General features: G+C 66.6%; 22 protein-coding genes and 1 riboswitch. Of the genes, 9 read left to right on the top strand and 13 right to left on the bottom strand.

Annotated elements, in window-relative coordinates:
* Positions 1-259 precede the first annotated feature (259 nt).
* Positions 260-574: a hypothetical protein gene (locus QRN63_RS09810; protein WP_285030610.1), complete on the top strand. Its 315-nt coding sequence runs from the start codon at positions 260-262 to the stop codon at positions 572-574.
* Here the strand turns inward: QRN63_RS09810 and lpdA are convergent, their stop codons facing one another.
* From lpdA to QRN63_RS09765, 9 genes are all read right to left on the bottom strand, one after another.
* Entirely contained in the window at positions 575-1,942 is a 1,368-nt protein-coding gene (gene lpdA, locus QRN63_RS09805) for a dihydrolipoyl dehydrogenase (RefSeq protein ID WP_285030609.1), read from the bottom strand.
* Entirely contained in the window at positions 1,942-2,880 is a 939-nt protein-coding gene (lipA, locus tag QRN63_RS09800; RefSeq protein WP_285030608.1) for a lipoyl synthase, read from the bottom strand. Before lipA ends, lpdA begins: the two co-directional genes overlap by 1 nt.
* A gap of 6 nt (positions 2,881-2,886) precedes the next feature.
* The gene (locus tag QRN63_RS09795) at positions 2,887-4,263 is read right to left on the bottom strand and encodes an L-serine ammonia-lyase (protein ID WP_285030607.1); all 1,377 of its coding nucleotides are present in this window, start codon (positions 4,261-4,263) and stop codon (positions 2,887-2,889) included.
* Entirely contained in the window at positions 4,263-5,531 is a 1,269-nt protein-coding gene (glyA, locus tag QRN63_RS09790; protein ID WP_285030606.1) for a serine hydroxymethyltransferase, read from the bottom strand. The genes QRN63_RS09795 and glyA overlap by 1 nt, the downstream gene beginning before the upstream one ends.
* Positions 5,528-5,932, bottom strand: coding sequence for a glycine cleavage system protein GcvH (gene gcvH, locus QRN63_RS09785; RefSeq protein ID WP_285030605.1), 405 nt, complete (start codon positions 5,930-5,932; stop codon positions 5,528-5,530). Before gcvH ends, glyA begins: the two co-directional genes overlap by 4 nt.
* A gap of 27 nt (positions 5,933-5,959) precedes the next feature.
* Complete coding sequence (gcvT, locus tag QRN63_RS09780; protein ID WP_285030604.1) at positions 5,960-7,081, bottom strand: glycine cleavage system aminomethyltransferase GcvT; 1,122 nt, start codon at positions 7,079-7,081, stop codon at positions 5,960-5,962.
* On the bottom strand, positions 7,078-9,951 hold the full coding sequence (gcvP, locus tag QRN63_RS09775) for an aminomethyl-transferring glycine dehydrogenase (protein ID WP_285030603.1): 2,874 nt from the start codon (positions 9,949-9,951) through the stop codon (positions 7,078-7,080). The genes gcvT and gcvP overlap by 4 nt, the downstream gene beginning before the upstream one ends.
* Before the next feature lie 155 nt (positions 9,952-10,106).
* Positions 10,107-10,198, bottom strand: a riboswitch (glycine riboswitch).
* A 36-nt stretch (positions 10,199-10,234) separates the two neighbouring features.
* Complete coding sequence (gene speB / locus QRN63_RS09770; protein ID WP_285030602.1) at positions 10,235-11,236, bottom strand: agmatinase; 1,002 nt, start codon at positions 11,234-11,236, stop codon at positions 10,235-10,237.
* 128 nt (positions 11,237-11,364) lie between these two features.
* Entirely contained in the window at positions 11,365-12,819 is a 1,455-nt protein-coding gene (locus tag QRN63_RS09765) for an amino acid permease (protein WP_285030601.1), read from the bottom strand.
* Positions 12,820-13,087: 268 nt separating this feature from the next.
* Here QRN63_RS09765 and QRN63_RS09760 point away from each other — a divergent pair, with 268 nt between their 5' ends.
* The gene (locus QRN63_RS09760; protein ID WP_285030600.1) at positions 13,088-13,321 is read left to right on the top strand and encodes a hypothetical protein; all 234 of its coding nucleotides are present in this window, start codon (positions 13,088-13,090) and stop codon (positions 13,319-13,321) included.
* 68 nt (positions 13,322-13,389) lie between these two features.
* Positions 13,390-13,770 (top strand): hypothetical protein, encoded by a 381-nt coding sequence (locus QRN63_RS09755; protein WP_285030599.1) that lies wholly within the window; start codon positions 13,390-13,392, stop codon positions 13,768-13,770.
* A 9-nt stretch (positions 13,771-13,779) separates the two neighbouring features.
* Here QRN63_RS09755 and QRN63_RS09750 read toward each other — a convergent pair whose 3' ends face one another.
* Entirely contained in the window at positions 13,780-15,621 is a 1,842-nt protein-coding gene (locus QRN63_RS09750; RefSeq protein ID WP_285030598.1) for a DUF222 domain-containing protein, read from the bottom strand.
* An 88-nt stretch (positions 15,622-15,709) separates the two neighbouring features.
* Here QRN63_RS09750 and QRN63_RS09745 point away from each other — a divergent pair, with 88 nt between their 5' ends.
* The 3 genes from QRN63_RS09745 (at position 15,710) to QRN63_RS09735 (ending at position 19,118) form a co-directional block, all read left to right on the top strand.
* The gene (locus tag QRN63_RS09745; protein ID WP_285030597.1) at positions 15,710-16,912 is read left to right on the top strand and encodes an MFS transporter; all 1,203 of its coding nucleotides are present in this window, start codon (positions 15,710-15,712) and stop codon (positions 16,910-16,912) included.
* A 222-nt stretch (positions 16,913-17,134) separates the two neighbouring features.
* Entirely contained in the window at positions 17,135-18,568 is a 1,434-nt protein-coding gene (locus QRN63_RS09740) for a glyceraldehyde-3-phosphate dehydrogenase (protein WP_285030596.1), read from the top strand.
* A 145-nt stretch (positions 18,569-18,713) separates the two neighbouring features.
* Positions 18,714-19,118, top strand: coding sequence for a nuclear transport factor 2 family protein (locus QRN63_RS09735; protein ID WP_285030595.1), 405 nt, complete (start codon positions 18,714-18,716; stop codon positions 19,116-19,118).
* Positions 19,119-19,128: 10 nt separating this feature from the next.
* Here QRN63_RS09735 and QRN63_RS09730 read toward each other — a convergent pair whose 3' ends face one another.
* Positions 19,129-19,806: a TetR/AcrR family transcriptional regulator C-terminal domain-containing protein gene (locus QRN63_RS09730; protein ID WP_285030594.1), complete on the bottom strand. Its 678-nt coding sequence runs from the start codon at positions 19,804-19,806 to the stop codon at positions 19,129-19,131.
* 102 nt (positions 19,807-19,908) lie between these two features.
* Here QRN63_RS09730 and QRN63_RS09725 point away from each other — a divergent pair, with 102 nt between their 5' ends.
* The 3 genes from QRN63_RS09725 (at position 19,909) to QRN63_RS09715 (ending at position 24,489) form a co-directional block, all read left to right on the top strand.
* A complete protein-coding gene (locus tag QRN63_RS09725; protein WP_285030593.1) occupies positions 19,909-20,922 on the top strand; it encodes an NADP-dependent oxidoreductase in 1,014 nt (337 codons plus the stop codon).
* 7 nt (positions 20,923-20,929) lie between these two features.
* Positions 20,930-22,057, top strand: coding sequence for an Rv3169 family protein (locus QRN63_RS09720; protein ID WP_285030592.1), 1,128 nt, complete (start codon positions 20,930-20,932; stop codon positions 22,055-22,057).
* 95 nt (positions 22,058-22,152) lie between these two features.
* Entirely contained in the window at positions 22,153-24,489 is a 2,337-nt protein-coding gene (locus QRN63_RS09715) for an arylsulfatase (RefSeq protein ID WP_285030591.1), read from the top strand.
* Positions 24,490-24,510: 21 nt separating this feature from the next.
* Here QRN63_RS09715 and QRN63_RS09710 read toward each other — a convergent pair whose 3' ends face one another.
* Both QRN63_RS09710 and QRN63_RS09705 read right to left on the bottom strand, forming a co-directional pair.
* Entirely contained in the window at positions 24,511-25,563 is a 1,053-nt protein-coding gene (locus QRN63_RS09710) for an LLM class flavin-dependent oxidoreductase (protein ID WP_267317434.1), read from the bottom strand.
* Positions 25,563-26,069, bottom strand: coding sequence for an SRPBCC family protein (locus QRN63_RS09705; RefSeq protein WP_285030590.1), 507 nt, complete (start codon positions 26,067-26,069; stop codon positions 25,563-25,565). Before QRN63_RS09705 ends, QRN63_RS09710 begins: the two co-directional genes overlap by 1 nt.

The raw sequence follows: 26,069 nt of genomic DNA, 5'->3' as shown, positions 1-26,069 counted from the left end.
CGCGTCGCCTCTCTCTGGGACATGTCGGGCCTGGACCTGTCAGCAATCGCTGACATTGTCAGCATGTGGTGACGATGTCAGCGCATGTTGACGGCTCCCAGCGCGGACCAGGCATGAGAGAGGTGGCGACAGCACGTCCGGGGCGGACATGTCGGCCCCGGCGGGCATACTCGCAGCTCTCCGCCAAGTTGACCGGTCCGGAAGGAACACGACATGACCCCACCGGGTGAGCGTTTGTGGTTCGAGCCCACGCTGCGCCGTGGGACTGGAAGCCGAGATCGAAGCCGCCGCCCGCGCGTACCGAGAGGCAAACGGCATCGAAGACGACGATGACGATTGGTCGTTCGAGGACGAGCCTGCACCGCCCGACCCGATAGCCGCCGACGTGTTCGGCGGCATCAGCCGCCGTGCGCTGGCTCAGGCCCGCGACGATCTGGCCAGCGCCACAACGCAATACGAGCAGGCGGTGCGAAGGGCCCGCGCCAACGGCTGGACCTGGGCCGAGATCGGACGGATCCTGGGTGTGTCACGACAGGCGCTGCACAGACGATTCCGGCAGCACCCGTCGGACTGATCACCCGTGCAGGTGCAGCGGTGCTCCGGCCACTGCCATCAGGGCCTCACCCAATGCCTCGTTCTGTGTCGGGTGGGCATGGACGAAGCGAGCGGCCTCGGCGGCCTTGACGCCCAGGTTGTACAGCAGCTGGGCCTCACCGATCAGCTCGGAGACCCCGGCGCCGATCATGTGCACGCCCACCACCGTGCCGGCGGGGTCGACGACGAGCTTGACCGCGCCGGACGCCTTGAGGATCTGACTGCGGCCGTTGCCCGCCAGGTCGTAAGTGACGGTCTCCACGCCCTCGCCGTACTGTTCGCGGGCGGCATCTTCGGTGAGACCGACCGACGCGATCTCCGGATCGCAGTAGGTGACCCGCGGGATGCCGAGCTCCGCCACGGCCTCGGGATCCCGTCCGGCGATCTGCTCAGCGACGAAGAGGCCCTGCTGAAACGCTCGGTGCGCCAGCTGAAGTCCGGCCACGATGTCACCGATCGCGTACACGGTCGGCACGCTGGTGCGCAGCTTGTCGTCGGTGACCACGAAGCCGCCGTCGAGCTCCACACCCGCCTCGACCAGACCGAGATCCGCGGTACGCGGGCCACGACCCACGGCGACCAACAGCACGTCTGCGGAGAGCACGTCCCCGGATTCCAGGGTCACTTGCACGGACTCCTCGCCGGAGGTGACGCCCGTGACCAGAGCGCCGGTCTTGGCGGTGATCTTGCGGCGACGGAACAGCCGCTCGAGGTACGCCGAGATGGCGGCATCCTCGTTGGGCACGAGCCGCGGCAGGGCTTCGACGATCGTCACCTTGGCACCCAACGACGTCCACAGGCTGGCGAATTCGACGCCGATCACGCCGCCGCCGAGAATGATGGCCGACGACGGTATGTGGTCGAGCTCAAGTGCCTGGTCGCTGGTGAGCACCCGGTCCGAGGTCTCGATGATGCTCGGCACCTTGGGCGCCGATCCGGTGGCCAGGACAACAGCCCCGCCGGTGACCGTGGTGCCGTCGACTTCGACAGTCGTCGGCCCGGTCAGCCGACCGCGGCCGTTGATGACGGTGATGCCCAGGGCCGCAATCAAACCCGTCAAACCCTTGTGCAGACGGGACACCACGGTGTTCTTGAAGCCATGCAGCTTGGTCACGTCTACCCCATCGAACGATGCGGTGATGCCGAATTGTGCTGCGGTACGGGCAGAGTCGGCCACCTCCGCCGCGTGCAGCAGCGCCTTGGTCGGAATGCAGCCGCGGTGCAGGCAGGTCCCGCCGACCGCGGACTCGTCGATGAGCACGACCGAACGTCCGAGCTGCGCGGAACGGATCGCGGCGGCGTAGCCGCCCGGCCCACCGCCCAGGATGACAACGTCTGCCTCGGTCACTACTTGCTCCTCTGTTGTTGAATGACGGTGCGGGCCTGCGCGTAGAGCGCACCCGCCCGGTACGAGGACCGCACCAGCGGCCCGGACATGACACCGAGAAAGCCGATCTCGCGAGCGGCAGTGTCGAGGTCGTCGAATTCGGCTGGGGTGACCCAGCGTTCGACCGGATGATGGCGTGCGGACGGGCGCAGGTACTGGGTGATCGTGACCAACTCGCAGCCGGCCTCACGCAGGTCCCACAACGCCTGCAGCGCCTCTTGTGTGGTCTCCCCCATGCCGAGGATCAGGTTCGACTTCGTGATCAGGCCGGCGCGACGCGCCCGTGTCAGTACAGAGAGCGAGCGCGCGTAGTCGAAGCCCGGCCGGACCCGGCGGAAGATGCGCGGCACGGTTTCCAGGTTGTGTGCCAGCACTTCTGGTTCGGCGCCGAACACCTCGTCGAGCTGATCGGGTGTGCCGGTGAAGTCCGGGATGAGCAGTTCGACACCGGTGCCCGGGCACCTGGCGTGGATCTGCCGGACCGTCTCGGCGTACAGCCAGGCACCGCCGTCGTGCAGATCGTCGCGCGCCACACCGGTGACCGTCGCGTAGCGCAGCCCCATCTGCGCCACCGATTCGGCGACGCGCCTAGGCTCGTCGCGGTCGAGGTCTGTTGGCCGGCCGGTGTCGATCTGGCAGAAGTCGCAACGTCGCGTGCACTGGTCACCGCCGATCAGAAAGGTTGCCTCGCGCGACTCCCAGCACTCGAAGATGTTGGGGCAGCCCGCTTCCTGGCACACGGTGTGCAGATCGTTGCGCTGCACCAGCGCGGACAACTCGCGGTACTCCGGTCCGGTCCGGACCCGGGCCTTCATCCACGGCGGCTTGCGCTCCACCGGGGTCTGCGCGTTGCGAACTTCGAGCCGCAGCAGGCGGCGCCCTTCGGGGGCGATGGTCATGTCAACTCAGCATTCGACGACGTTGACGGTGACGGCGAGGCCACCGGTCGAGGTTTCCTTGTACTTGGAGCTCATGTCCATACCGGTGGCGCGCATGGTTTCGATGACCTGATCGAGGCTCACCCGGTGGGTACCGTCGCCACGCAGTGCCATGCGCGCGGCGTTGATGGCCTTGCCGGCCGAGATGGCGTTGCGCTCGATGCACGGGATCTGGACCAATCCTCCGATGGGATCGCACGTCAGCCCGAGGCTGTGCTCCATCGCGATCTCGGCGGCATTCTCGACCTGTTGCGGTGTACCACCGAGGATTTCGGCGAGACCGCCGGCAGCCATGGATGCCGCCGATCCGACCTCACCCTGACAGCCGACCTCGGCGCCCGAGATGGACGCGCGTTCCTTGTACAGCGACCCGATGGCACCGGCGGTCAGCAGGAACCGGACGGTGGCATCGTCTGGATCAGCCTTGCCCGCCGCGGTGTAATGCAGCGCGTAATACAGCACCGCCGGGATGATGCCGGCGGCACCGTTGGTCGGTGCGGTCACGATGCGCCCACCCGAGGCGTTCTCCTCGTTGACGGCCAGCGCAACGAGATTGACCCAATCCTCCGCGAAGGCCGGATCCCGCTGCGGGTCTTCGGCATTCAGCCGCAGGAACCACTCCTTGGCCCGCCGTCGCACCTGCAGGTTGCCGGGCAGGTAACCGTCCCGGGACATCCCGTTCGCCGCGCAGGCGACCATCACGTCCCGGATGTGCAGCAGTCGGTCCCGCACCTCGCCTTCGGCGCGAGTGGCGGACTCCTGGCGCATCATCGCCGCGCTGATGGAGATGCGCTCGCGGTCGGTGAGCGCCAGCAGCTCCGCCGCTGATGTGAAACCGTTGGCGCTGCCGTCACATTCGGTCGGCCGTGCCATGTCCGCTTCGGTGACCACGAAGCCACCGCCGACCGAGAAGTACGTCTGGCTGTAGAGCACCCCGCCGTGTACCGAGGTGGCGGTGACCGTCATCGCGTTGGGATGGCGATCGAGCTGTTGCGCTGGGTGCAGGGCGATGTCGGATTCGGTGAGCGCGAGGACGATTCGGCCGGCCAAGCGGACCTTGCCGTCGGCCCGCATGACCGCCAGCCGCTGTTCCATCTCGTCGGTCTCGAGGGTCTCGGGGCGGTAGCCCTCCAAACCGAGCAGGATGGCCGGCATGGTCCCGTGGCCGCCGCCGGTGGCGGCCAGCGACCCATACAGGTCGACGCGGACATCGGTGACGTGGTCGATCACACTGCGCGCGATGAGTTGGTCGACGAACATGCCGGCTGCCCGCATCGGGCCGACGGTGTGTGAACTCGACGGCCCGATCCCGATGGAAAACAGGTCGAACACGCTGATCGCCATTACAACTCCGGGTAGAGCGGGAACTGTTCGGCCAGCGTACGCACCTGGGCGGCAAGATGTTCGGTATCGGCGGCACTGTCTGCGACGAGTGCCGCGGCGATGACCTCGGCGACGCGCGCGAACTCCTCATCACCGAACCCGCGTGCGGCCAATGCCGGGGTCCCGATGCGCAGCCCCGACGTCACCATGGGCGGCCGCGGGTCGAACGGCACTGCGTTGCGGTTGACAGTGATGCCGACGGCGTCGAGCCGGTCCTCGGCCTGCTGCCCGTCGATGTCGGCGTTGCGCAGGTCCACCAGCACCAGATGCACATCAGTGCCGCCGGTGAGGACGGTGATACCCGCCGCCTTCACATCGGGTTGGCTGAGCCGGTCGGCCAGGATCTGCGCACCCCGCAGCACCCGCTGCTGGCGTTCGGCGAATTCGGGCTGGGCAGCCATCTTGAAACCGACTGCCTTGGCGGCGATCACGTGCTCCAGCGGGCCGCCCTGCTGACCGGGGAACACCGCCGAGTTGATCTTCTTGGCGATATCGGCCTCGTTGGTCAGGATCACGCCGCCACGCGGGCCACCGAGCGTCTTGTGCGTCGTCGAGGTCACCACGTGGCTGTGCGGCACCGGGGACGGGTGCAGCCCCGCAGCCACGAGCCCGGCGAAGTGCGCCATGTCCACCATGAGGTAGGCGCCGACCTCGTCGGCGATCTCGCGGAACCGGGCGAAATCGAGCTGGCGCGGGTATGCCGACCAGCCGGCAATGATCAACTGCGGTTTGTGTTCCCGTGCCGCTTCGGCGACCGCATCCATGTCGACGAGGTGGTCCTCTTTCGACACCCCATAGGCAGCGACGTTGTAGAGCTTGCCGGAAAAGTTCAACCGCATGCCATGGGTGAGGTGGCCGCCGCAGTCCAGGGACAGCCCGAGGATGGTGTCACCCGGCTTGATCAGCGCATGCATCACCGCTGCGTTGGCCTGTGCGCCGGAATGTGGTTGCACGTTGGCGAATTCGGCGCCGAACAGGTCCTTCACCCGGGCGATGGCGAGCCGTTCGATGACGTCGATGTGCTCGCAACCACCGTAGTAGCGGCGCCCCGGGTAGCCCTCGGCGTATTTGTTCGTCAGCACGGACCCCTGCGCCTGCATCACTGCCAGCGGCGCATGGTTCTCCGAGGCGATCATTTCCAGGCCGAGGCGCTGGCGGTGCAGCTCGTCACCTATCGCCGCGGCGATCTCCGGATCGAAATCAGCGAGCCGTTCATCCAGGATGCTCATGGCTGGCTCTCGTTCCGTGCGGCGTATTCGGCTGCGGTCAGCAGGTTTCCGGCACCGGTGGGCCGCACTTCGAACAGCCAGCCCGCGTCATAGGGATCGGCGGTGATGATGCTGGGATCGTCGACAGCGTCGGAGTTGACGGCCGTGACGGTGCCGCTCACCGGCGGGTACAGCTCGGAGACCGTCTTTGTCGATTCCACCTCGCCGCACGTTTCGCCGGCGGTGATGGCAGCCCCGACCTCGGGCAGGTCGACGTACACCAGGTCGCCCAGCGCCGCCGCGGCGACCGAGGTGATGCCGATCCGAACCGGACTATCGGGAAGTGCCGCTCCGGTAGCGATGAGCACCCACTCGTGTTCCTCGGTGTAGCTGCGGTCATCGGGAATGGTGTTGGTGGCCATGGTGATTCCTTGTCTGAAGTAGGAGTGTCAAGCGCGGCGGTAGAAGGGCGCCGGGGTGACTTCGAACGGTTCTTTGCGTCCGCGAACGTCGACCTGGACCTTGGTGCCGGGCACGGCCAACGCCGCGTCCAGGTAGGCCAGTGCGACGGGGTACCCCAGGGTCGGCGACAGCGTGCCCGACGTCACGGTGCCCACGACGATGTCGTTGCCGTGGTGCACGGTGTAGCCGGCACGCGCGGCCCGGCGGGTGTCACCTCTGAGTCCGACCAGGACCTGCGGCACGGGCTGCTCGGAAAGCTCCTGCAGCGCCGCACGCCCCACGAAGTCCTTCCCGAGCCGCACGACCTTGCCCAGGCCCGCCTGGTACGGATTGGTAGCCAGGTTCAGTTCGTGCCCGTAGAGCGCCATACCGGCCTCCAGACGGAGCGTGTCGCGGCACGCGAGGCCCGCGGGTACGCCGCCGGCTTCGGTGGTGGCTGCGAGCAGTGTCTGCCACAGCGCGACGGCGTGGGCGTTGGGCACGTAGAGCTCGAAGCCGTCTTCACCGGTGTAGCCGGTACGGGCCAACAACACCTCGATGCCGCCGACCTGCGCTTCGGTCACCGCGTAGTACTTGAGGTCGGTGACCGCGACGCGCTGTTCTTCCGGTACGAGTGAGCTGACGATGGCTTCGGACGCCGGCCCCTGCACCGCGAGCAACGCGGTGGCGAGCGACTGGTCGTCGACCTTCGCGCCGAACTGCTCAGCCCGGCCGGCCAATTCACGCGCCACCGTCGGGGCATTGGCAGCGTTGGCGACGACCAGGAAGTACTCATCGCCAAGTCGGTACACCACAAGATCGTCGATGACTCCGCCGTCGGCGTCGCACATCAGCGAGTACTTGGCCCGCCCGACGCCGATCTTGGAGGCTTCACCCGCCAGCGCGAAATCCAGCGCGGCGGCCGACTGCGGTCCGGTGACCGCGATCTCGCCCATGTGCGACAGGTCGAACAGGCCCGCGACCTCGCGCACCGCCCGGTGCTCGGCGAGCTCGCTGCCATACTTCAGCGGCATCTCCCATCCGGCGAAGTCGGTGAAACTGGCTGCCAGGGCACGATGTTCGCCCCGCAGAGGAGAAGCCGGAATCGCGGTCATACTCTTCTCATTCATGCAAAAGCCTCCTCGAGGATGTCGGCGGATTCGATCTGGAACGCTTCAGGAGCGGGGCAGGAACAGGCCAGATTGCGGTCACCGTGGGCGCCGTCGATGCGGCGCACCGGTGGCCAGTACTTGTTGCGCCGCAGCGTCGCAACGGGATACGCCGCGTACTGCCGGCTGTACGGCAGTGTCCACTCGGCATCGGTGACCTGCTCGGCGGTGTGCGGGGCCTGACGCAACGGGCTCCGCTCCAGCGTCCACTCCCCTGCACCGACGCGGGTGATCTCGTCGTGGATGCCCACCATCGCCGCGATGAACCGGTCCAGCTCGGTCAGGTCCTCGGACTCGGTCGGTTCGACCATCAGGGTGCCGTTGACCGGGAAGGACAGCGTGGGAGCGTGGAAACCGTAGTCGATCAACCGTTTTGCGACGTCCTCGGCCGTCACCCCGGTGCGCTTGGTGATCTCCCGCAGATCCAGGATGCATTCGTGCGCGACGAGCCCGGTTTCGCCCGTGTAGAGCACCGGGTAACGGTCGCTGAGGGAGGCGGCGACGTAGTTGGCGGCCAGCACCGCGTTCTTGGTGGCCGCCGTCAGTCCGTCCGGTCCCATCAGGGCGAGGTAGGCCCACGTGATCGGGAGGATGCCGGCCGAGCCATAGTTGGCTGCCGACACCGGTCCGGGACCATCGACGGCGAGCGGATCGCCCGGCAGGAACGGCGCCAGGTGTGCCCGTACCGCGACCGGCCCGACGCCGGGCCCGCCGCCGCCGTGCGGGATGCAGAACGTCTTGTGCAGGTTCAGATGCGAGACGTCGCCGCCGAACTCGCCCGGTTTGGCCAGGCCGACAAGGGCATTCAAATTGGCACCGTCGACGTAGACCTGACCGCCGGCGGTGTGGACGAGGTCGCACACCGCGCGCACGTCGGCTTCGTAGACGCCATGGGTGGACGGATAGGTCAGCATGATTGCCGCGACCCGGCCGGCGTGGTCGACGAGCTTGGCCGCCAGATCGTCGTGATCGATGTTGCCGTTGGGTGCCGTGTCGACCACCACGACACGCATCCCCGCAAGGACCGCCGACGCGGCGTTGGTGCCGTGTGCCGACTGCGGGATCAGGCAGATGTCGCGGTCTGCGTCGCCGCGGGACCGGTGGTAGGCGTTGATGGCGAGCAGGCCCGCCAACTCGCCCTGCGATCCGGCGTTCGGCTGCAACGAAACCCGGTCATAGCCGGTGATCTCGGCCAGCCAGTCCTCCAGGTTGCCGATCAGCTCGAGATACCCGGCGGTCTGCTCAGCCGGAGCATAGGGATGGATAGCGGCGAATCCGGGCCAGCTGATCGGTTCCATCTCCGCGGTGGCGTTGAGTTTCATGGTGCAGGAGCCCAGCGGGATCATGGTGCGGTCCAGCGCGAGGTCCTTGTCCGACAGTTCACGCAGGAACCGCAGCATCGCGGTTTCGGAGCGGTGCGCGTGAAACACTGGGTGCTGCAGGTATTCCGAGGTACGGAGCACCGCCTCGGGCAGCGCGACCGCGTACGAGGAGACAGGCTCCGCGCCGAAGACCGCGAGCACCTGCCGGATCACATCGTCAGTGGTGCACTCGTCGCAGGCGACGGCGACGTGATCGGCGTCGACGAGGCGCAGGTTGATGCCGGCGACATCGGCTGCTGCCACGATCTGCGCTGCCGCACCCGGCGCTCGCACCAGGACGGTGTCGAAGAAGTTCTCGTGCACGACCTGCCGGCCGGCTGCCCGCAGCCCGGAGGCCAGAGCCACGGCGTGTCCGTGCACCTGAGATGCGATGGCGCGCAACCCTTCCGGACCATGATAGACGGCGTACATCGCGGCGACGTTGGCCAGTAACGCCTGTGCGGTGCAGATGTTGCTGGTCGCCTTGTCCCGGCGGATGTGCTGTTCGCGGGTCTGCAGCGCCAACCGGTAGGCAGGCTTGCCGTCCACGTCGACCGAGACGCCCACGAGACGTCCCGGCAGCATTCGCTCGAGACCGGATCGCACCGACATGTAGCCGGCATGCGGACCACCGAAGAACAACGGCACCCCGAACCGTTGGGCAGAACCGACGGCGATGTCAGCGCCGAGTTCACCGGGGGCGGTCAGCAGCGTCAGGGACAGCAGGTCGGCGGCGACCGTGGTGAACATGCCGCGAGCACGTGCGGCCGCGATGAGCGGGGAGAGATCGCGGACGCCGCCACTGGCGCCCGGCGACTGGAAGACGACGCCGAAGGCATCACCGTCGGGCAGGGTGTCGGTGAGGTCGGCGAGCACCACCTCGATGCCGACCGATTCGGCCCGCCCGCGCACCACAGCGAGAGTCTGGGGCAGGCAATCCGCGTCGAGCACAACACGATTGGACTTCGAGGTCTTGTTGGCCCGCCGCATCAGCAGCACGGCTTCCATGACTGCGGTGGCCTCGTCCAGCAGTGACGCGCCCGCGACAGGCAGCGCGGTGAGGTCTTCGATGACGGTCTGGAACGTCAGCAGGGCTTCCAGGCGGCCCTGCGAGATCTCGGGCTGGTACGGCGTGTAGGCGGTGTACCAGGCCGGAGATTCCAGCATGTTTCGGCGCAGCACCGGCGGCGTGATGGTGTCGTAGTACCCCAGGCCGATCATCTGGATTCGCGTCTGATTGCGGTCTGCGAGCGCACGCAGCGCGCCGAGCACCTGCTGCTCAGATCGCGCGGCCGGCAGGTGCAGAGCCTGCGCGCTGCGAATCTGTTCGGGCACGGCCGCGTCGATGAGATCGTCTATCGACACATATCCGAGAACGTCGAGCATATGCCGTCGGCCGGCGTCATCGGTACCGATATGACGGTCGCGAAAGCTGCTGTGGGCCTTACTGATTACACTGCGGTCAGACATGAGGTGACTCCGGTTCGCGGGGCGTCGCTGACTGCTCGACGCGTCGTTGGGTAGCACCTCCCCGCTCTGTCCTGAAACCTGAGAGTTTTGACGCGTGCGCGCCGTTCACCTTCGGTAAGCGTGGATCGAGGATCCGCACTGTTCTCCAGAGTTGCCTCGACGCTGCGGTATTTGGGCCTGAGAGTTTCCCGGGGAGGAATTGCTCCTACGGCGCCTCCGTTTCCAGAGGTTCTCCCACAGCGCGTTATCGGCGTATTGAATTGTCTGCGGCAATCGTAGCCTGTCAGGTCAATGCGTTCGCAACCTCACCGCCCACCGGCAGACCGGTGCGCGCGCCGGCGGCCATCAGCGAGATGATGTCGAACACGAGCGTTGCCGCTGCGACACAGGTGATTTCGGCGTGATCGTAGGCCGGGGCGACTTCGACGACGTCGGCGCCGACGATGTTCAGGCCGGTCAGCTTGCGCAGCATCTTGAGCAGTTCGCGCGAGGTGAGACCGCCCGCCTCAGGCGTGCCGGTACCCGGCGCGAAGGCGGGGTCGAGCACGTCGATGTCGATGGACAGGTACACCGGCACGTCCGCGACGCGACGCCGGACCACGTCGATGGCCGCGTCGATACCGATCACATCGAGGTCTCCGGCGCGGATGATCTTGAACCCCATGCGGGCGTCGTCGTCCAGGTCGATCTGGTCGTAGATCGGGCCCCGGATGCCGACGTGGATCGAGTGGTCCTCGATCAGCAGACCTTCCTCGAACGCACGCCGGAAGATGGTGCCGTGCGTGACGGGCGCGTTGAAGTAGGTGTCCCAGGTATCCAGGTGCGCGTCGAAGTGCACGAGCGCGACCGGACCGTGTTTGGCATGCAACGCACGGAGATTCGGCAGTGCGATGGTGTGGTCACCACCGATCGACACGATGCGCCGATCGCCGCCGCGGAGGATCTCGGCGGCATGATCCTGAATCTGTTGGCAGGCTTCGTCGATGTTGTACGGCGTGACGGCTACGTCGCCGGCGTCGACCACCTGCAGTTCCTGGACCGGCGCGACGCCGAGCTCGACGTGGTAGCCAGGACGCAGGGTGCGGGCGGCCTGCCGGACCGCCATGGGGCCGAACCGGGCGCCGGGCCGGTACGACGTTCCGCCGTCAAAGGGCACCCCGAGGATCGCGATGTCGTAGTCGGACACCTCGTGGATGTCGGCGATACGGGCGAATGTGCCCTTCCCCGCGTACCGGGGCACCTTGGTGGCAGGAACTGCGCCGATGATGTCGTTTCGCGTGCTCATCTGTCGTGTTCAGCCTCTCGACTCGCGGGGTGTTCGATTGTCAGCATCGCTGCCCGAGACGGTGGGTTGCGAGCAGTTTGTGCCATAAGCCGACGAGCCCGGTTTGAGCATTCGCACAACCGGAGTGTTCACAGGCGCTCGCCGACGGGTTCGGTGATGCGGTTGCGGCAGCGGGCGTACACGACGACACCGATGGCCCCGAGGCTCACCAGGCTGATCACCATGCTCCAATTCACGAACCACGGCTGGCCGGGCTGTGTGCGCGGCCACAGGACATTGATCACCTCGAAGGCCAGCCACGCGGCCGCTGCATACGTCACGGGGGCGCCCCAGCGACCCAGCGAGAAGACGCCGGGTACCCAGCGGCCGGCGAGTCGGGTGAGCGCGGCCGCGAAAACCGGTACGGCAAAAGCGATGTAGGGACCCATCACCGAGAAGTTGACGAGCACGTTGTACAGATCCGAGCCGGCGAACAACAGGAAGAACGCAGCGACGACAGCCGTGAGCCCGATGGCCCGGATCGGCATACGTTCGGGCCCACCGAGCTTGGACAGGAACTCGGCGCCGGGCAGGGCACGGTCACGCGCCATGCCGTACACAGCCCGCGAGACCGCCGACTGTACGGCCAGGCACGCGGACATGAAGCCGATGACGAACATCACCAGTAGCGGTTTGGCGATCGCCGAACCGAGCTGCGCGGTCAGCGTCGCCGACACCGGATCACCGCTCTGCGCGGTCAGCACGGCCGGCAGATCCGGGATGGCGAGGATTACCGCGGCCGCCGAGTACATGACGATGACGCCGACCAGCAGCAGCGCGAAGACGATCGCCTTGGGCACGTTGCGCTCGGGGTTCTCCACCTCTTCAGCGATCGAACCGGCAGATTCGAAGCCCAGGAAGGCCCACCCCACGAACGCGACGGCGATGAGCATGGTGCTCGTGGTGCTTCCCGAGCTGTCGGGTAAACGGTCGAACAGCGTGGAGATCGGGTTCACGCGATGAAAGAGCAACAGCACCGTGCCCAGTCCCACGGACCCGACGATCTCGCAGATGATGCTGGCAACGATCATCACCTTGAGGACCTGCCGGCCGATCATGTTGGCCGCGGTGGTGAAGCAGATGACGCCGATCGAGACAGCGGCGAGCAGCCACCGGCTGGGCGACTCGACCCCGATCACCTCGAGCAGGAATCCCGCAGCGGCGTACGCCATGGTGGACAGCGTCAACGTCAGGCCCCAGATGTACGCCCACGCGGCTGTCCACCCCCACGTCGTCCCCTTGGCGTGCCGCGCCCACTGGTAGACACTGCCGGCGTACGGGAAACGCGATGCCAACTCGCCGAAGACGAGCGCCACCAGCAGCTGACCGCACAGCACGATGGGGAACGCCCAGAAGAATCGAGGCCCCGCGGCGAACAGACCCAGCGCGAAGATGGCGTAGAGGGCCACGATCGGTGAGATGTCGGCGAAGGCCAGCGACAGCGCGGCGCGAAATCCGAAGCCGCGGTTGAGAATGTCGTGGCCGCGCTCGCGGGGACGGGCCGCCGCGTCGTCGGCAGTGCTGTCCAGGCTCTGAATTCCCACCAGTGTCCTTCCGGTTCATGCGCAAGTAGCCCCAGCGTGCTGAACACCGCGTGTCCGCAATACCCATCGATAGATAGATGCGAGGCCGGTCTCTTTGTGCGAACGTCTAATCCCGGGGCGGGCAGGTGCGCAGATGGATTACCGCGCTAAGCCAAAGACCGCAACCACATCCGGGTGGGCACCCTGCCCCTCAGCAGCGATCCCGACCACTTCGTGATCATCAACGGCGATCTGGCGAAGGACGACAGGGCTGTCTACTGCAAGAACCGTGAGATTTCCGACGAACCAGCACATCGAGAGCCTGCGCCTCTCCCCCGGCGATCGAAACCCGGACTACACCAGGGACATTCACACCGTGCACGACCGGTGCGACGCGATTCCCGGCGCCGACCCGCATACGTTTCGGGTGCTGTACGACACCGCCAACGAAGGCTGCGCCGGCGACGCGCAACATGCGTATCGCTGGGACACGGTCATCCCGCAAGCTACGTTCGGGCCATGACAGGTGACCACGGAAAGCCTCGCCGCGCGCGATTCCTCGTCGTCGGGACGGTGTGCGTACTGGCCGTCGTGATCCTCGCGCTGATCGGCGTGAAAACACGCGGTTTCGGCCTCATCGGTCCCTCGCCGCGGCCGGCGCAAGACGTGGCGAGGGAGCGATGCCAAGCTGACGTGCGCAAGCAATTGGCATCGCCCGAGTCGGCCCAGCTTTCCGACGTGCGCTCGGCCGCCGGCGGGCTCCAGGCGGATGGGCAGGACATGTTCCCACTGATGACGGATGAACCACTGAAAGGCGTCGACCCCAGTCGCATCACGGTGTGGAACGTGTCGGGGATGATCGACGCCAAGGCCGAAGCGGGCGGCACGATTCACGATCCCTTCACCTGCCGCGCCTACTTCGTCGACGGCAATCTGGCCGACACCTTGGTGCTGTTCGACCACGCACACTAGAAAGCTCATTCACTGCGGCGGCGGGATGTCTTGCTGGTCTGCGGATTCGGCGGCCTCTGCGGCTTCGCGTTCTTGGCGTTCTTTGCGTAGGCGGTCGAAGGCTTCTTGGGCGGCCTTGCACTCGTCGATGTCGGCTTGGTTGAGGGCGCGCTCGTAAGCGATCTGTTGGGCCTGGTTTTGCGCGCGGGTGCGGCGGCGGATGGGCATCATGACGCCCCGGCCGGGAGCCGGTGGGCTGTCCATGTCGGTGGCATCCGGAGGTGGCCGGTCCGGTAGTGGTGTGTCGGTGACTTTGCGGGGGAACAAGATTCGACTTTCGGGCACGCTGATGTAGGTGTGGCCGGTGGGCGCGGTCCACACAATGCTGCCGTCGGGCTGCTGACGGTCCCGCCACCCATCGGGCCCGCCGTAGAACGTCTTCAGAAGGTGGTGTTTGCGGCATTTCGGGCTCAGGTTCCCCGGATGGGTCGGCCCGTCCGGCCACGCAATCGTGTGGTCGATATCGGAGGCGGTGGCCGGGTGATCGCAGCCCGGGAACATGCACGTCATCGCCCGCATCCGCACGAATTCATCCATCGCAGCCGACGGCCGGTACCGCGGCACACCCTCGAGGTCGCCGGCCGTGGCGACGGTGCGGACTTTCGCGCCGCGGGCCACCAGGTCCGCCAGCACCGCCGGCGGCACCACGCCGCCCCCGAGGACATAGCCGACCGGGGAACGCACCGGCGCCGCGAGTTTAGCGGAAGTCGGGACCGGCGTGGGCGCCGCGTCGGCCACCGGTGTGGACGCGGGGTCGCTGGCTGGTTCGGCCGCAGCAGGGGTCGGGGTGTCGGCGGGCCGCGAATCGGCCGCCGGTGCCGGGTCGGGCATGGGCGTCGGCGCCATGTCATTCGCCGGCACGGGCTCAGATTGGGCAGTGAAGAAATGCTCGGGCGCAGGCTCGGGTGTGAACACCGGCTCAGACGCTGACCGGGTCGGTGCCGGAGTCGCAGGCGCGGCCGGATCCCCGTGCAGCAGCGGATCAGCCACCAGCGCCGGCCGGCCATCGGTGAGCACATGAATCATCACCGCCGCCGCCCGCGCATCAGGCCCCGCCGCCGGGCAATCCGGGCCGCCGCACTGACAGACCAACCGATCGCCACGCGCCGCCAACACCCCCAACGCATCCGCGCGGCGCTGCCCGAACGTACGCGGATCGTTCTCGCACACCTGACGGGCCATCTCGGTCAACACCCGATCCAACAACTCCGCATCAGTGGCCAGCAACGCACCCCAAATCGACGCCACCCCCGTCTCATCATCAGGCTTGCCGACACCCACCCCACGACGACGCGCCGCCGAGCGCACCTTCAACACCGCAGCCGGGTCGAACTTGTGCACCCAGCCGTCGATCTTGCGCTCAATCTTCTTGCGCGACAACCCCGCCCACTCCGACAACGCCCCCGCCAACGCAGCATCGATCACGGCCAGCGTGTTCGGGTCCTCCACCAGACGAGTACGCCAACAGATCGTGCCCACCGTCCGCGCCGACACCCCACCATCGGCGAACACCGCCGCCACCCGCGGAAGCCGGAACCGCAACGCAACCGCAATCGACAACTGCCCCGACGCTTCACGCTTCCCGATCCCCAGCGCCGCCCCCACCTCAGCGACCGCGGCGTCCCAGCCATCACAAGCCCACCACTGCCGGCCCGCCTGGTCATCGACACGCAACATAGCCAGATCGGCGATGGCCGTCAGCCGACCCGCAGCGCTCTGGTTTTCTACCCGCGCAAAATGGATCATCAAGTCGACCACGCCAACATCGTGGACCAGCACGCCGCCGGCCCCGATACCAGAACGTTCGAACATAATTTCGATTGTGCCAGACGGGTATGACAAGTGGCATGTCTCAGGACATCGGTGACACATCTGCCAGGGCCCCGTGGACAATCGGTGCGTGACCGGCCGACCACTCAAACCCTGGCACTTCGTCCTCGTTTTCGGTGTGGTGAGCCTGCTCGCGGACATGGTGTACGAGGGTGCCCGCAGCATCATCGGCCCCTACCTGGCCACGCTCGGCGCGTCCGCTGCCCTCGTCGGCCTGGTCGCGGGCGCAGGCGAATTCATCGGATATGGACTGCGCGTTGTTGCCGGCTACGCCGTTGCGCGGACTCAGCATTACTGGGCCTGGACGATCACCGGCTATGCGTTGACGGTGTCGAGTGTGCCGTTGATCGGTGTCACCGGATCGCTTGTGCCGGCGCTGCTGCTGTACGGCACCGAACGACTGGGCAAGGCCGTCCGCTCACCGGCGAAGGACACTCTGCTGTCGCATGCCTCGACGAGCACGGGGCGCGGCAGCGCGTTCGGTGTACACCAGGCCCTCGACCAGACCGGCGCCATTGCCGGGCCGCTGCTGCTGGCCGCGGTGTTGAGCGCCTCCGCGGGCGACTACCGAATGGCCTTCGGAGTACTGATCTTTCCCGGTGTACTGGTCCTGATCCTGCTGGGCTGGCTGCGATTTCGCGTTCCCGACCCTCGGAGCTACGAAGAAGCGGCCATTCGCGAAGCCGCGGAATCCACAGCTGGCAGCCCCGCGGCACCGAACCGATTGCCCGCACAGTTCTGGCAGTACGTCGTCACGATCGGGGTGTTGTCGTGCGGCGTCGCATCGTTCCCGTTGCTCGCGTTCCATGCCCAACGCACCGGACTGCTCTCCGACGCCCAGGTCCCGGTGCTGTTCGCGGTCGCGATGGCTGTCGACGGCGCGACCGGTCTGGTCATGGGCCGGATCTACGACAAGCGGGGGCCCGTCACTCTGGTCGCAGTGCCCATTGCCGCCGCTCTCTCCGCGATCGCCTTCACTGGCGACCGGACACTGGTGTGGATCGGCGTCGCGGTGTGGGGCATCGTCAATGGCGTCCTCGACTCGACGGTGAAATCAGTCGTCACCGAGCTGGTGCTGGCGAACACGCGAGCTGTCGCCTTCGGGTGGCTGGCGCTGTTGCGCGGCGTCGCGTTGCTCATCGCGGGTGGGCTGCTCGGCGCCGTCTACGACATCTCCCCCAGCTACACCATCGCGCTGATCGTGGTGGCGAACGTCATCGCACTCGTCGGTTTGGTGCCGATCCTGCGTCGGATTCAGCCTGCGGCCCACTGAGCACCCGCCGAAAACGGCATTCCTGCAGCAAAACGGGAGTCGACGCCTGGCGGGGTGCCCCCCGAACGCGAGCAGTGCCGCCGGTTTCAGCGCACGCGCGACGGCGGCTGTCAACCCCTACGTGACCTGCCAGCGGGACGACCTGCAGAGCCGGAAATGCCGATCGCTAACATGAATGCGCTGCTCAGCGCGATCGGCCAAGCGACCCGTAGGACAGATGAGTTGAATACACCAGAACTTGCCAATTGGAACACCCAGGAAGCCCTGGCGGAGGCGATGATTCCGATCGTCGGCACCCTGCACCGCACGCGGGGCGTCACCGTCCTGCTGCACAGCCGGTCGCTGGTGAACAAGTCGGTGATCAGCATCCTGCGCACCCACCGCTTCGCCCGGCAGATCGCCGGCGAAGAGCTGTCGGTGGTGGAGACCTTCCCGTTCCTCGAGGCTCTGGCGAACCTGGACCTGGGTCCGGCCAAGATCGACCTCGGCCTGCTGGTGCACGCCTACCGCGCGGACGAGCGGGGCCTGTCGGTCGCCGACTTCGTCGCCGACGCGCTGTCCGACGTCACAGGCGACAACAAGGCCGAGCCACAGGGCCCGCGTGACGTCGTGCTCTACGGCTTCGGCCGGATCGGTCGCCTCGTGGCCCGCCTGCTGGTCGAGAAAGCCGGCGGAGGCAACGGCCTGAACCTCCGGGCCGTCGTGGTCCGCAGCGGTGGCGCAGACGACCTGAAGAAGCGCGCGTCGCTGCTGCGCCGCGACTCGGTACACGGCCACTTCAACGGCACCATCAAGGTCGACAAGGAGAACAACCTCCTCATCGCCAATGGCAACGTCGTCAAGTTCATCTACGCCAACGACCCCTCTGAGGTCGACTACACCGCGTACGGCATCAACGACGCCATCCTCATCGACAACACCGGCAAGTGGCGCGACCGTGCCGGCCTCGAGCAGCACCTGCGTCCGGGCATCTCCAAGGTCGTTCTGACCGCACCGGGCAAGGGCGACGTGCCGAACATCGTGCACGGCGTCAACCACCTCGGGCAGGACGTCAGCCAGCAAATCTTCTCGTGTGCGTCGTGCACCACCAACGCGATCGTGCCGCCGCTCAAGGCGATGGACGAGAAGTTCGGCATCATCCGCGGCCACGTCGAGACGGTGCACTCGTTCACCAACGACCAGAACCTGCTGGACAACTACCACAAGGCCGACCGTCGAGGCCGTTCCGCGCCGCTGAACCTGACCATCACCGAGACCGGTGCGGCCTCGGCCGTCGCCAAGGCGCTGCCGGAGCTCAAGGCCAAGATCACGGGTAACTCGATCCGCGTCCCCACCCCAGACGTCTCGATCGCCATCCTGAGCCTCCAGCTCAAGAAGGAGACGACGAAGGACGAGGTGCTCACGCACCTGCGCGAGACGTCGCTGTCGGGCCCGCTGAGCCGCAACCTCGACTACACCGCGGCGACCGACGCAGTGTCGAGCGACTTCATCGGTTCGCGTGCGGCGTCGATCATCGACGCGAACGCAGCCATCGTCGACGGCGACCAGGCGATCCTGTACTGCTGGTACGACAACGAGTTCGGTTACTCGTGCCAGGTGGTCCGCGTCGTGCAGTTCCTCTCGGGTATCGAGTACCCGACGTACCCGCGGAGCTGACGAACCCGCAAAGCTGACGGCAATACGGCCTGTCTCGGTGCTGCTACGGCACCGAGACAGGCCGTATTCGTTTCGCCACCAGGCGGATTGGGCGGTGCTAGTGTGACGCCTCGCCAGGAGAACGCCGACGTTTGGACCAGATGCGATGAGTGCCACCCCACTAGATGCCATCAAGACCTACATCGATGCCTTCAATGCCGGTGACGCTGACGGCATGTCGGCGGTGTTCTCCCCCAACGGTTCGATCCTGGACGGCATGGCACCGCACCAATGGCTGGGTCCGACGGCCGCAGCGGACTGGTACCGCGACGTCCTGACCGAGGGCGAGCACCTGGGGACGTCCGGCTACCACGTGACCGTCGGCGAACCACTGCACAACGACATCAACGACGACGCCGCCTACGTGGTGCTGCCCGCGTCGATGACGTTCGACCTCAAGGGCACTCAGATCACGCAGACCGGCGCCGTCCTCACCTTCGCCATGCGCCGGGAGGGCATCAGCTGGCGCATCGCCTCCTGGGCGTGGGCGAAGGGCCAGCGTGCGACGTGACGCCTCGCGCCTAGACCGGCTCCGGCGGTAGCCCGTAATGCGCCGCAATACCGCCCAGCAACAACGTGATTCGATGCTGGAAGGCCTCGTCACCGAACGGATCGTCACCCGATTTGGCAATGGCGCGCAATGTCGGAAACTCTGACGGTGGACGCTTGGTGGTGAGCGCGAGGATCCGGGCCAGCCACGGCTGTCCACTCTCGGAGTACAGGTATTCGCGATGGGCCTCGGTGACACTGCCGACTGCCATTGTGCTCACCGCCGCCCACACCGCAAGGGCATCGCTCGGCGACAAGCCCTGTGCGGCAAGAGTTTCCACCGCCTCCGCGGTGTACTCCATCTCCACGTCATGGCCGACAGCACCACTGACGAACTTCTCCACCAACGCGGGTTCGGCGGCCAGCACCGTCCGGATGTAGGACGCGTAGTCGCGTAGCCAGGTGGCCCAGTGTCCACCGGTGTATCGCGGCGGCGGTGAATTCGTCAGGGCACTGACGGTGGCCAGGCGCAGCAGGTCGTGCTGGTTCTTCACGTGATGGTAGAGCCCCGGGAGGCTGATGCCGAGATGCTCGGCGACCCGCCGCATGGTGGCGTTCTCGGTGCCGATCTCCAAAACCGCTGCGGCGATGGCGCTCTGGTCGATGCGCGGCGGCCGCCCCCGGCGGGGGGCTGCGTTACTGACGCTCATCGGACTCTCCTGGCGACCACTCTCACATTCGGGGTTGACGATAACCGAGAGGACTTTTAATAATCAATATGAAAACTCACCGGCACCCACAGAAACGACACGATGAACCGAGATAACCGTCAGATCCTGCTGCGGCGCCGCCCCAACGGTCTGGTCTCCCCCGACGACACCGAGATGGTGACGGTGCCCGCACCGGTCCCCGCCGAGGGTGAAGCACTGCTGCGGACGACCTATGTCGGCATCGATGCCGCCGCCCGGACCTGGCTGGACGGCGAACCCGGTTATCTTCCGGCACTGGAACTCGGCGAGGTCGTGCGCGTGGCCGGCATCGGCGAGGTCGTCGAATCACGTTGCGCCGCCTACAAAGTCGGCGACCTGGTCACCGCGCTCACCGGGCTGCAGGACTACGCCATCATCCGTGACGATCTGTTCAGCACGCCGGTGCTCGGGTACACCGATCCACTTGCGGTGATGTCGATCTACGGTCCCACCGGGGCGACCGCCTACTTCGGCATGACGGGCGTCGGAAAGCCTCAGCCCGGCGAGACGGTCGTCGTCTCGGCCGCGGCAGGCGCCACCGGATCGGTCGCCGGACAGATCGCAAAGATCGCCGGCGCGCGCGTCGTCGGCATCGCGGGCGGTCCGGAGAAATGCCGCGTCGTGGTCGAGGAGTTCGGTTTCGACGCCTGCGTCGACTACAAGGCCGACGATTTCCCGGCTGCCCTGAAGGCGGCGTGCCCCGGCGGGATCAACGTCTACTTCGACAACGTCGGTGGAGACATCCTCAACGCCGCGCTCGGCAACCTCGCGCACCGGGCCCGCGTGGTCATGTGCGGCATCATCACCACCTACCTCAACGGCGACCACCCCGGTCCGTCCAACTACGTCAACCTGCTCTCCACGGCGTCGACGATGCAGGGCTTCATCGCCCTCGAGGAGTGGGCACGCTTCGACGAGGCCTTTGCCGCGCTGAGCGGCTGGGAACAGCAGGGCCTGCTGGTGCATCGCGAAACTGTTTACGACGGACTGGAATCCAGCATCGACGCGCTCAACGGCCTGTTTACCGGAGCGAACATCGGCAAGATGCTGGTGAAGATCAACGAACCCGAGCGGTGACGCCAGCGTGCTGACTCCGTTCGACGACTATCCGATCCACGCCTCCGCCGACCCGGTAGGCGTGCCGGCCAGCGGCGACCCCAACCACTATGACCGCTACTGGTTCAACGGCCACCAGCGTGACGGCGATTTCTACTTCGGTGCGGCCATGGGGCACTACCCCGTTCGCGGCATCATCGACGCGGCGTTCAGCGTGGTTAAAGGCGGTGTCCAGCATTCGGTCTTCGCGTCGGGCGCGATGCCCCTGGACCGGTCGGCAACCATCGGCCCCTTCCGCATCGAGGTCGTCGAGCCGCTGCGGACCATCCGCTATATCGTCGAAGCCAACGAGCAGGACATCTCCTGCGACCTGACTTTCCGAGCCACCACCGTGGCCGTCGAGGAGCCGCGTCAGCAGCGCCGCACCGCTGAGGGCATCGTGCTGACCGACCACACCAGGCTCACGCAATGGGGGTCGTGGGAAGGGACGATCACTGTCGACGGCGAAGACGTTGCGGTCGCTACCGGTGACGTGCCGGGGACCCGGGATCGGTCCTGGGGCATCCGGCCGGTCGGCGAACAACTCGCCGTGCTGCGCCAGCCCATGCCGTTCCAGGTTTTCTGGCTCTGGGCGCCACTGCATTTCGGGGACCGGTTCACCCACTACGCGTTCCACGAGCACGAGGACGGACGCCGGTGGCTCGAGACCGCCGCGATCCTGGACCCGCTGCCGGACGGTGCGTCACCGTGCAGCCGGGTCGGGGTACGCGAGTGCTACGACATCGGCTACGAACTCGACTGGGAGCCGGGGCGGCGCGAAATCCGGCGGGCTCAGCTGTGGTTCACCGACCCCATCGAGGGCGAAACCCACATCGAAGTGGAGAAGCTGTACACGTTCCGGATGCGCGGCATCGGCTACTGGCACCCGCACTGGGGACACGGATCGAATCACGGCCAGTACGAAATCGGACGGGAATCAATCCGTTTGGACGACTTCGATCCGACGGACTTCACGTCACTGCACCTGCAGAACGTAGTGAAGGCGACCATGGGTGAGCGCACCGGGATCGGCGTCGTCGAACAGATCGCCATCGGTCCGCACACCCCGTCAGGACTCACCGGATTCCTGGACGGGTACCGGGGCGGCACCGCATAGTCCCACCCGCTGACGTGGCCGTCAATGGAGTACGGCACAGTAGAGCCACGTTCGGGAAACTTTGCTGGTGGCCATCCGGGGAAAGAGGGATCGAGTTGTCTGACACGCGTGACGATGTAGTGGCACCGGTGCTGCCGAATGGTGGTGTTCTGCCCTTCCCGCCGGTGCCGTCGGGCAGTGTCGCCGGCCGGACGTTGCAGGAGTCGACGTACCAGCCGCGCTCGGTCCCCAAGCGCCTGCACGATGATTCGCCGAACATCGTCATCGTGTTGATCGATGATGCCGGCCCGGGTCTGCCCTCGACGTTCGGCGGTGAGGTCACCACCTCGACACTCGACCGCGTGTGCGCTGAAGGCGTGTCTTACAACAGGTTTCACACCACGGCGATGTGCTCGCCGACGCGGGCGTCACTGCTGACGGGCCGCAACCACCACGAGATCGGTAACGGGCAGATCGCCGAACTCGCCAACGACTGGGACGGTTACGCGGGCAAGATTCCGCGGTCAAGCGCCACCGTCGCCGAAGTCCTCAAGCAGTACGGCTATGCCACATCGGCTTTCGGCAAGTGGCACAACACCCCGGCAGAGGAGACCACCGCGGCCGGCCCGTTCGAAAACTGGCCCACCGGTTTGGGTTTCGAATACTTCTACGGTTTCCTGGCCGGCGAGGCATCCCAGTACGAGCCCAACCTGGTCCGCAATACCACCGTGGTGGCGCCGACCAAGACAGCCGAAGACGGTTACCACCTGTCCGAGGATCTGGCCGACGACGCGATCTCGTGGCTGCGCCGGCACAAGGCGTTCAACGCCGACAGGCCGTTCCTCATGTACTGGGCCAGCGGCGCAGTGCACGGCCCGCACCACATCATGAAGGAATGGGCGGACAAGTACGCCGGCAAGTTCGACGACGGCTGGGATGCCTACCGGGAGCGGGTGTTCGAGCGCGCCAAGGACAAGGGCTGGATCCCGCAAGACTGTGAGCTCACCGAGCGGCATCCGCAGATGCCCGCCTGGGACGACATCCCCGACGATGAGAAGCCGTTCCAGCGGCGCCTGATGGAGGTCGCGGCCGGCTTCGCCGAGCACGTCGACGTGCAGGTCGGCCGGATCGCCGACGAGCTGGACGCGTTGGGCTATGCCGACAACACACTGTTCCTGTACATCTGGGGCGACAACGGTTCCTCGGGTGAAGGCCAGAACGGCACCATCTCGGAGTTGTTGGCACAGAACGGAATTCCGACGACCGTCCGCCAGCACATCGACGCACTCGATGAGCTCGGCGGGCTCGACGTGCTGGGCTCGCCGCTGGTGGACAATCAGTACCACGCGGGCTGGGCCTGGGCCGGTTCCACGCCGTACCAGGGCATGAAGCTGATGGCCTCGCATCTGGGCGGTACCCGCAACCCGATGGCGGTCCGCTGGCCGGCCAAGATCACGGCTGACCCCGCGCCGCGCCCGCATTTCCTGCACTGCAACGACGTCGTGCCGACGATCTACGAGGTCGTCGGGATCGAGCCCCCGCGCACTGTGTATGGGGAACCCCAGATGCCGTTGGCGGGGGCGAGTTTCGCGCACACGCTGGCGGACCGGAATGCCGAGGGCGGCAAGAAGACCCAGTACTTCGAGATCATGGGTAGCCGCGGCATCTATCACGACGGCTGGTTCGCCGGCGCCACCGGGCCGCGGCTGCCGTGGGTGCCCGGCCTGCCACCCGGGATGGCCACCTGGACCCCCGACAACGACGTCTGGGAACTGTACAACCTGGACGAAGACTGGTCGCAGGCCAATGATCTCGCCGCTGACCAGCCGGAGAAGCTCGCGCAGATGCGGGAGATGTTCGCCATCGAGGCGGCCCGTAATGCGGTGCTGCCCATCGGTGGTGGGCTGTGGGTGCCGGTGTATCACCCTGAACTGCGGATCGCGCCGCCATTCCGCGAGTGGGAGTTCTCCGGTGACATGATCCGCATGCCCGAGTTCTGCGCGCCGGCACTGGGCAACAAGAACAACGTGGTGACCATCGACGCCGACATCCCGGACAACGCCAATGGGGTGCTGTACGCCCTGGGCAGTGGCGCCGGTGGCCTGACCTGCTACCTCGAGAACGGCCACGTGCGTTACGAGTACAACCTGTTCATCCTGCAGCGCACCAAGATTCAGTCCGAGGCCGCCATCGCGCCCGGCCGGCACACCATCACGGTCACGACCCAGTACGCCGAGCTGCGCCCCGGTGGCCCGCTGGACATCACCGTCGCGGTCGACGGCTCCGAGGTCGCCTCCGGCACGGTTCCGGTCAGCGCCCCACTGCTGTTCACCGCCAACGACTGCCTCGACATCGGCACCTGCCTGGGTTCACCGGTGTCGATGGACTACCGCGAACGTGCGCCTTTCCCATTCGAAGGGCACATCCACAAAGTCCACGTCGCGTACACGTAGGTAGGCCTACCATCCGGCGAGTTACCGGTTGATCGAATGCACCAGGTCGATCGCCGCTCCGAGCGTGGCGAACCGTTCCTCGAGCGTGTCGCCCGCCGGGTAGATCCGGACGGTGTCGACGCCGGCGTCGCACCACACCTGCAGGCGATCACGCACCATGTCGGCGGTGCCGATCAAGGTGGTGGCCAGGATCATCTCGTCGGTGATCAGCGTCGCCGCACCGTCGCGGTCGCCGGACTGCCAGCGTTCGCGGACCGCCGCCGCGACCTCGGCCCAGCCCTGCCGGCTGTACGCCTGGTTGTAGAAATTGGTTGAGGCCGAACCCATTCCGCCGAGGCTGAACGCCAACTCGGACTTCCGGGCGTCGATCAATGCCTTGAGGTGGGCTTCGTCACGCGCAAAGGACACCTCGGCGCCCTGGCAGATGTCGAGATCGGCACGCGTTCGGCCAGAGCGACCGAGACCGTCGTCAAGATGGGCGAAGTAGGCGACGTCGGCACCTTCGGGCACGAAGCTGGTGCCGAGCCAGCCGTCGGCGACCTCGCCCGTCAACCGCAGCATGGCGGGCGTGAGACTGGCGATGTACAGCGGGATTTCGTGCTCCGCCCGCATCGACAACCGCATCGGCTTCACGTCACCGCCCGGCAGCGGAATCTGGAACTGCCTGCCGCTGTACGAGACCCGGTCGCCCGCGATGGCTTGGCGGATGATGTCGATGGTCTCGCGCATCCGGGCCAGCGGCTTGGCGAACGACACACCGTGCAGTCCCTCGATGACCTGGGGTCCCGATGCGCCGAGACCCAACAGGAAGCGTCCGCCCGACAAATTCGACAACGTGATCGCGGCCTGCGCGATGGCCACCGGAGTGCGGGTACCCAGCTGAATGATGCCGGAACCCAACAACATCCGTTCCGTGCATGCCGCGTAGTACCCCAGTGCGGACGGTGCGTCGGATCCCCACGCCTCGGCGACCCAACAGATGTCCAGACCCATCTTCTCGGCCTCGGAGACGAAAAGCCTCTGGTAGTTCCAGTTTCCGAGGCTGGCGGCCTCGACCGTCGTCGCCGCGCGCATCAGCTCTCGGCCCGCTGCTTGATGTATGCCAGTGCGCACTGCATCCCGGACTCGAATTCGCGGAGCCGGTTGAAGACGATCTTCTGCTCCTTGTCGGGCATCCTCTCGATGGCCAGCGACAGACCCGAGGGCGCGGGGCCCATCTGAGCCCATTCCGCCAGCCGGGTTCCGGTGCCCTCGGGACGCAGGCTCAAGCGCCACGTCGCGGTCGGGTTGCCGGCATCGCCGATGGCCCAGGCCATCACGTGCTCGGGTTCGTACTCGACGATCTCGCACTCCGTCGACCACTCCCCGAGTGCGGGATGGCTGTTGTGGCCGGTGAAACGGGCACCCACACAAGGTGAGTCACAGTCCCCGAGCCACTCGACCCGCTGCAACTCGGGGCTGCACTCTGGCATCACCGTGATGTCCGAGGCCACTTCCCAGACTCGTGCCACGGGCGCGTCGATCCACGTCGACACCTCGACGGTCGGGGCGTCGGCATACACCGCACCGGTCCACTCCAT

Source organism: Mycolicibacterium sp. lyk4-40-TYG-92, from assembly GCF_030209435.1.
In the GTDB taxonomy this organism is placed as follows: domain Bacteria; phylum Actinomycetota; class Actinomycetes; order Mycobacteriales; family Mycobacteriaceae; genus Mycobacterium.
The sequence above is the reverse complement of the archived record's forward strand: the minus strand, read 5'-3'. Positions and strand labels throughout refer to the sequence as shown.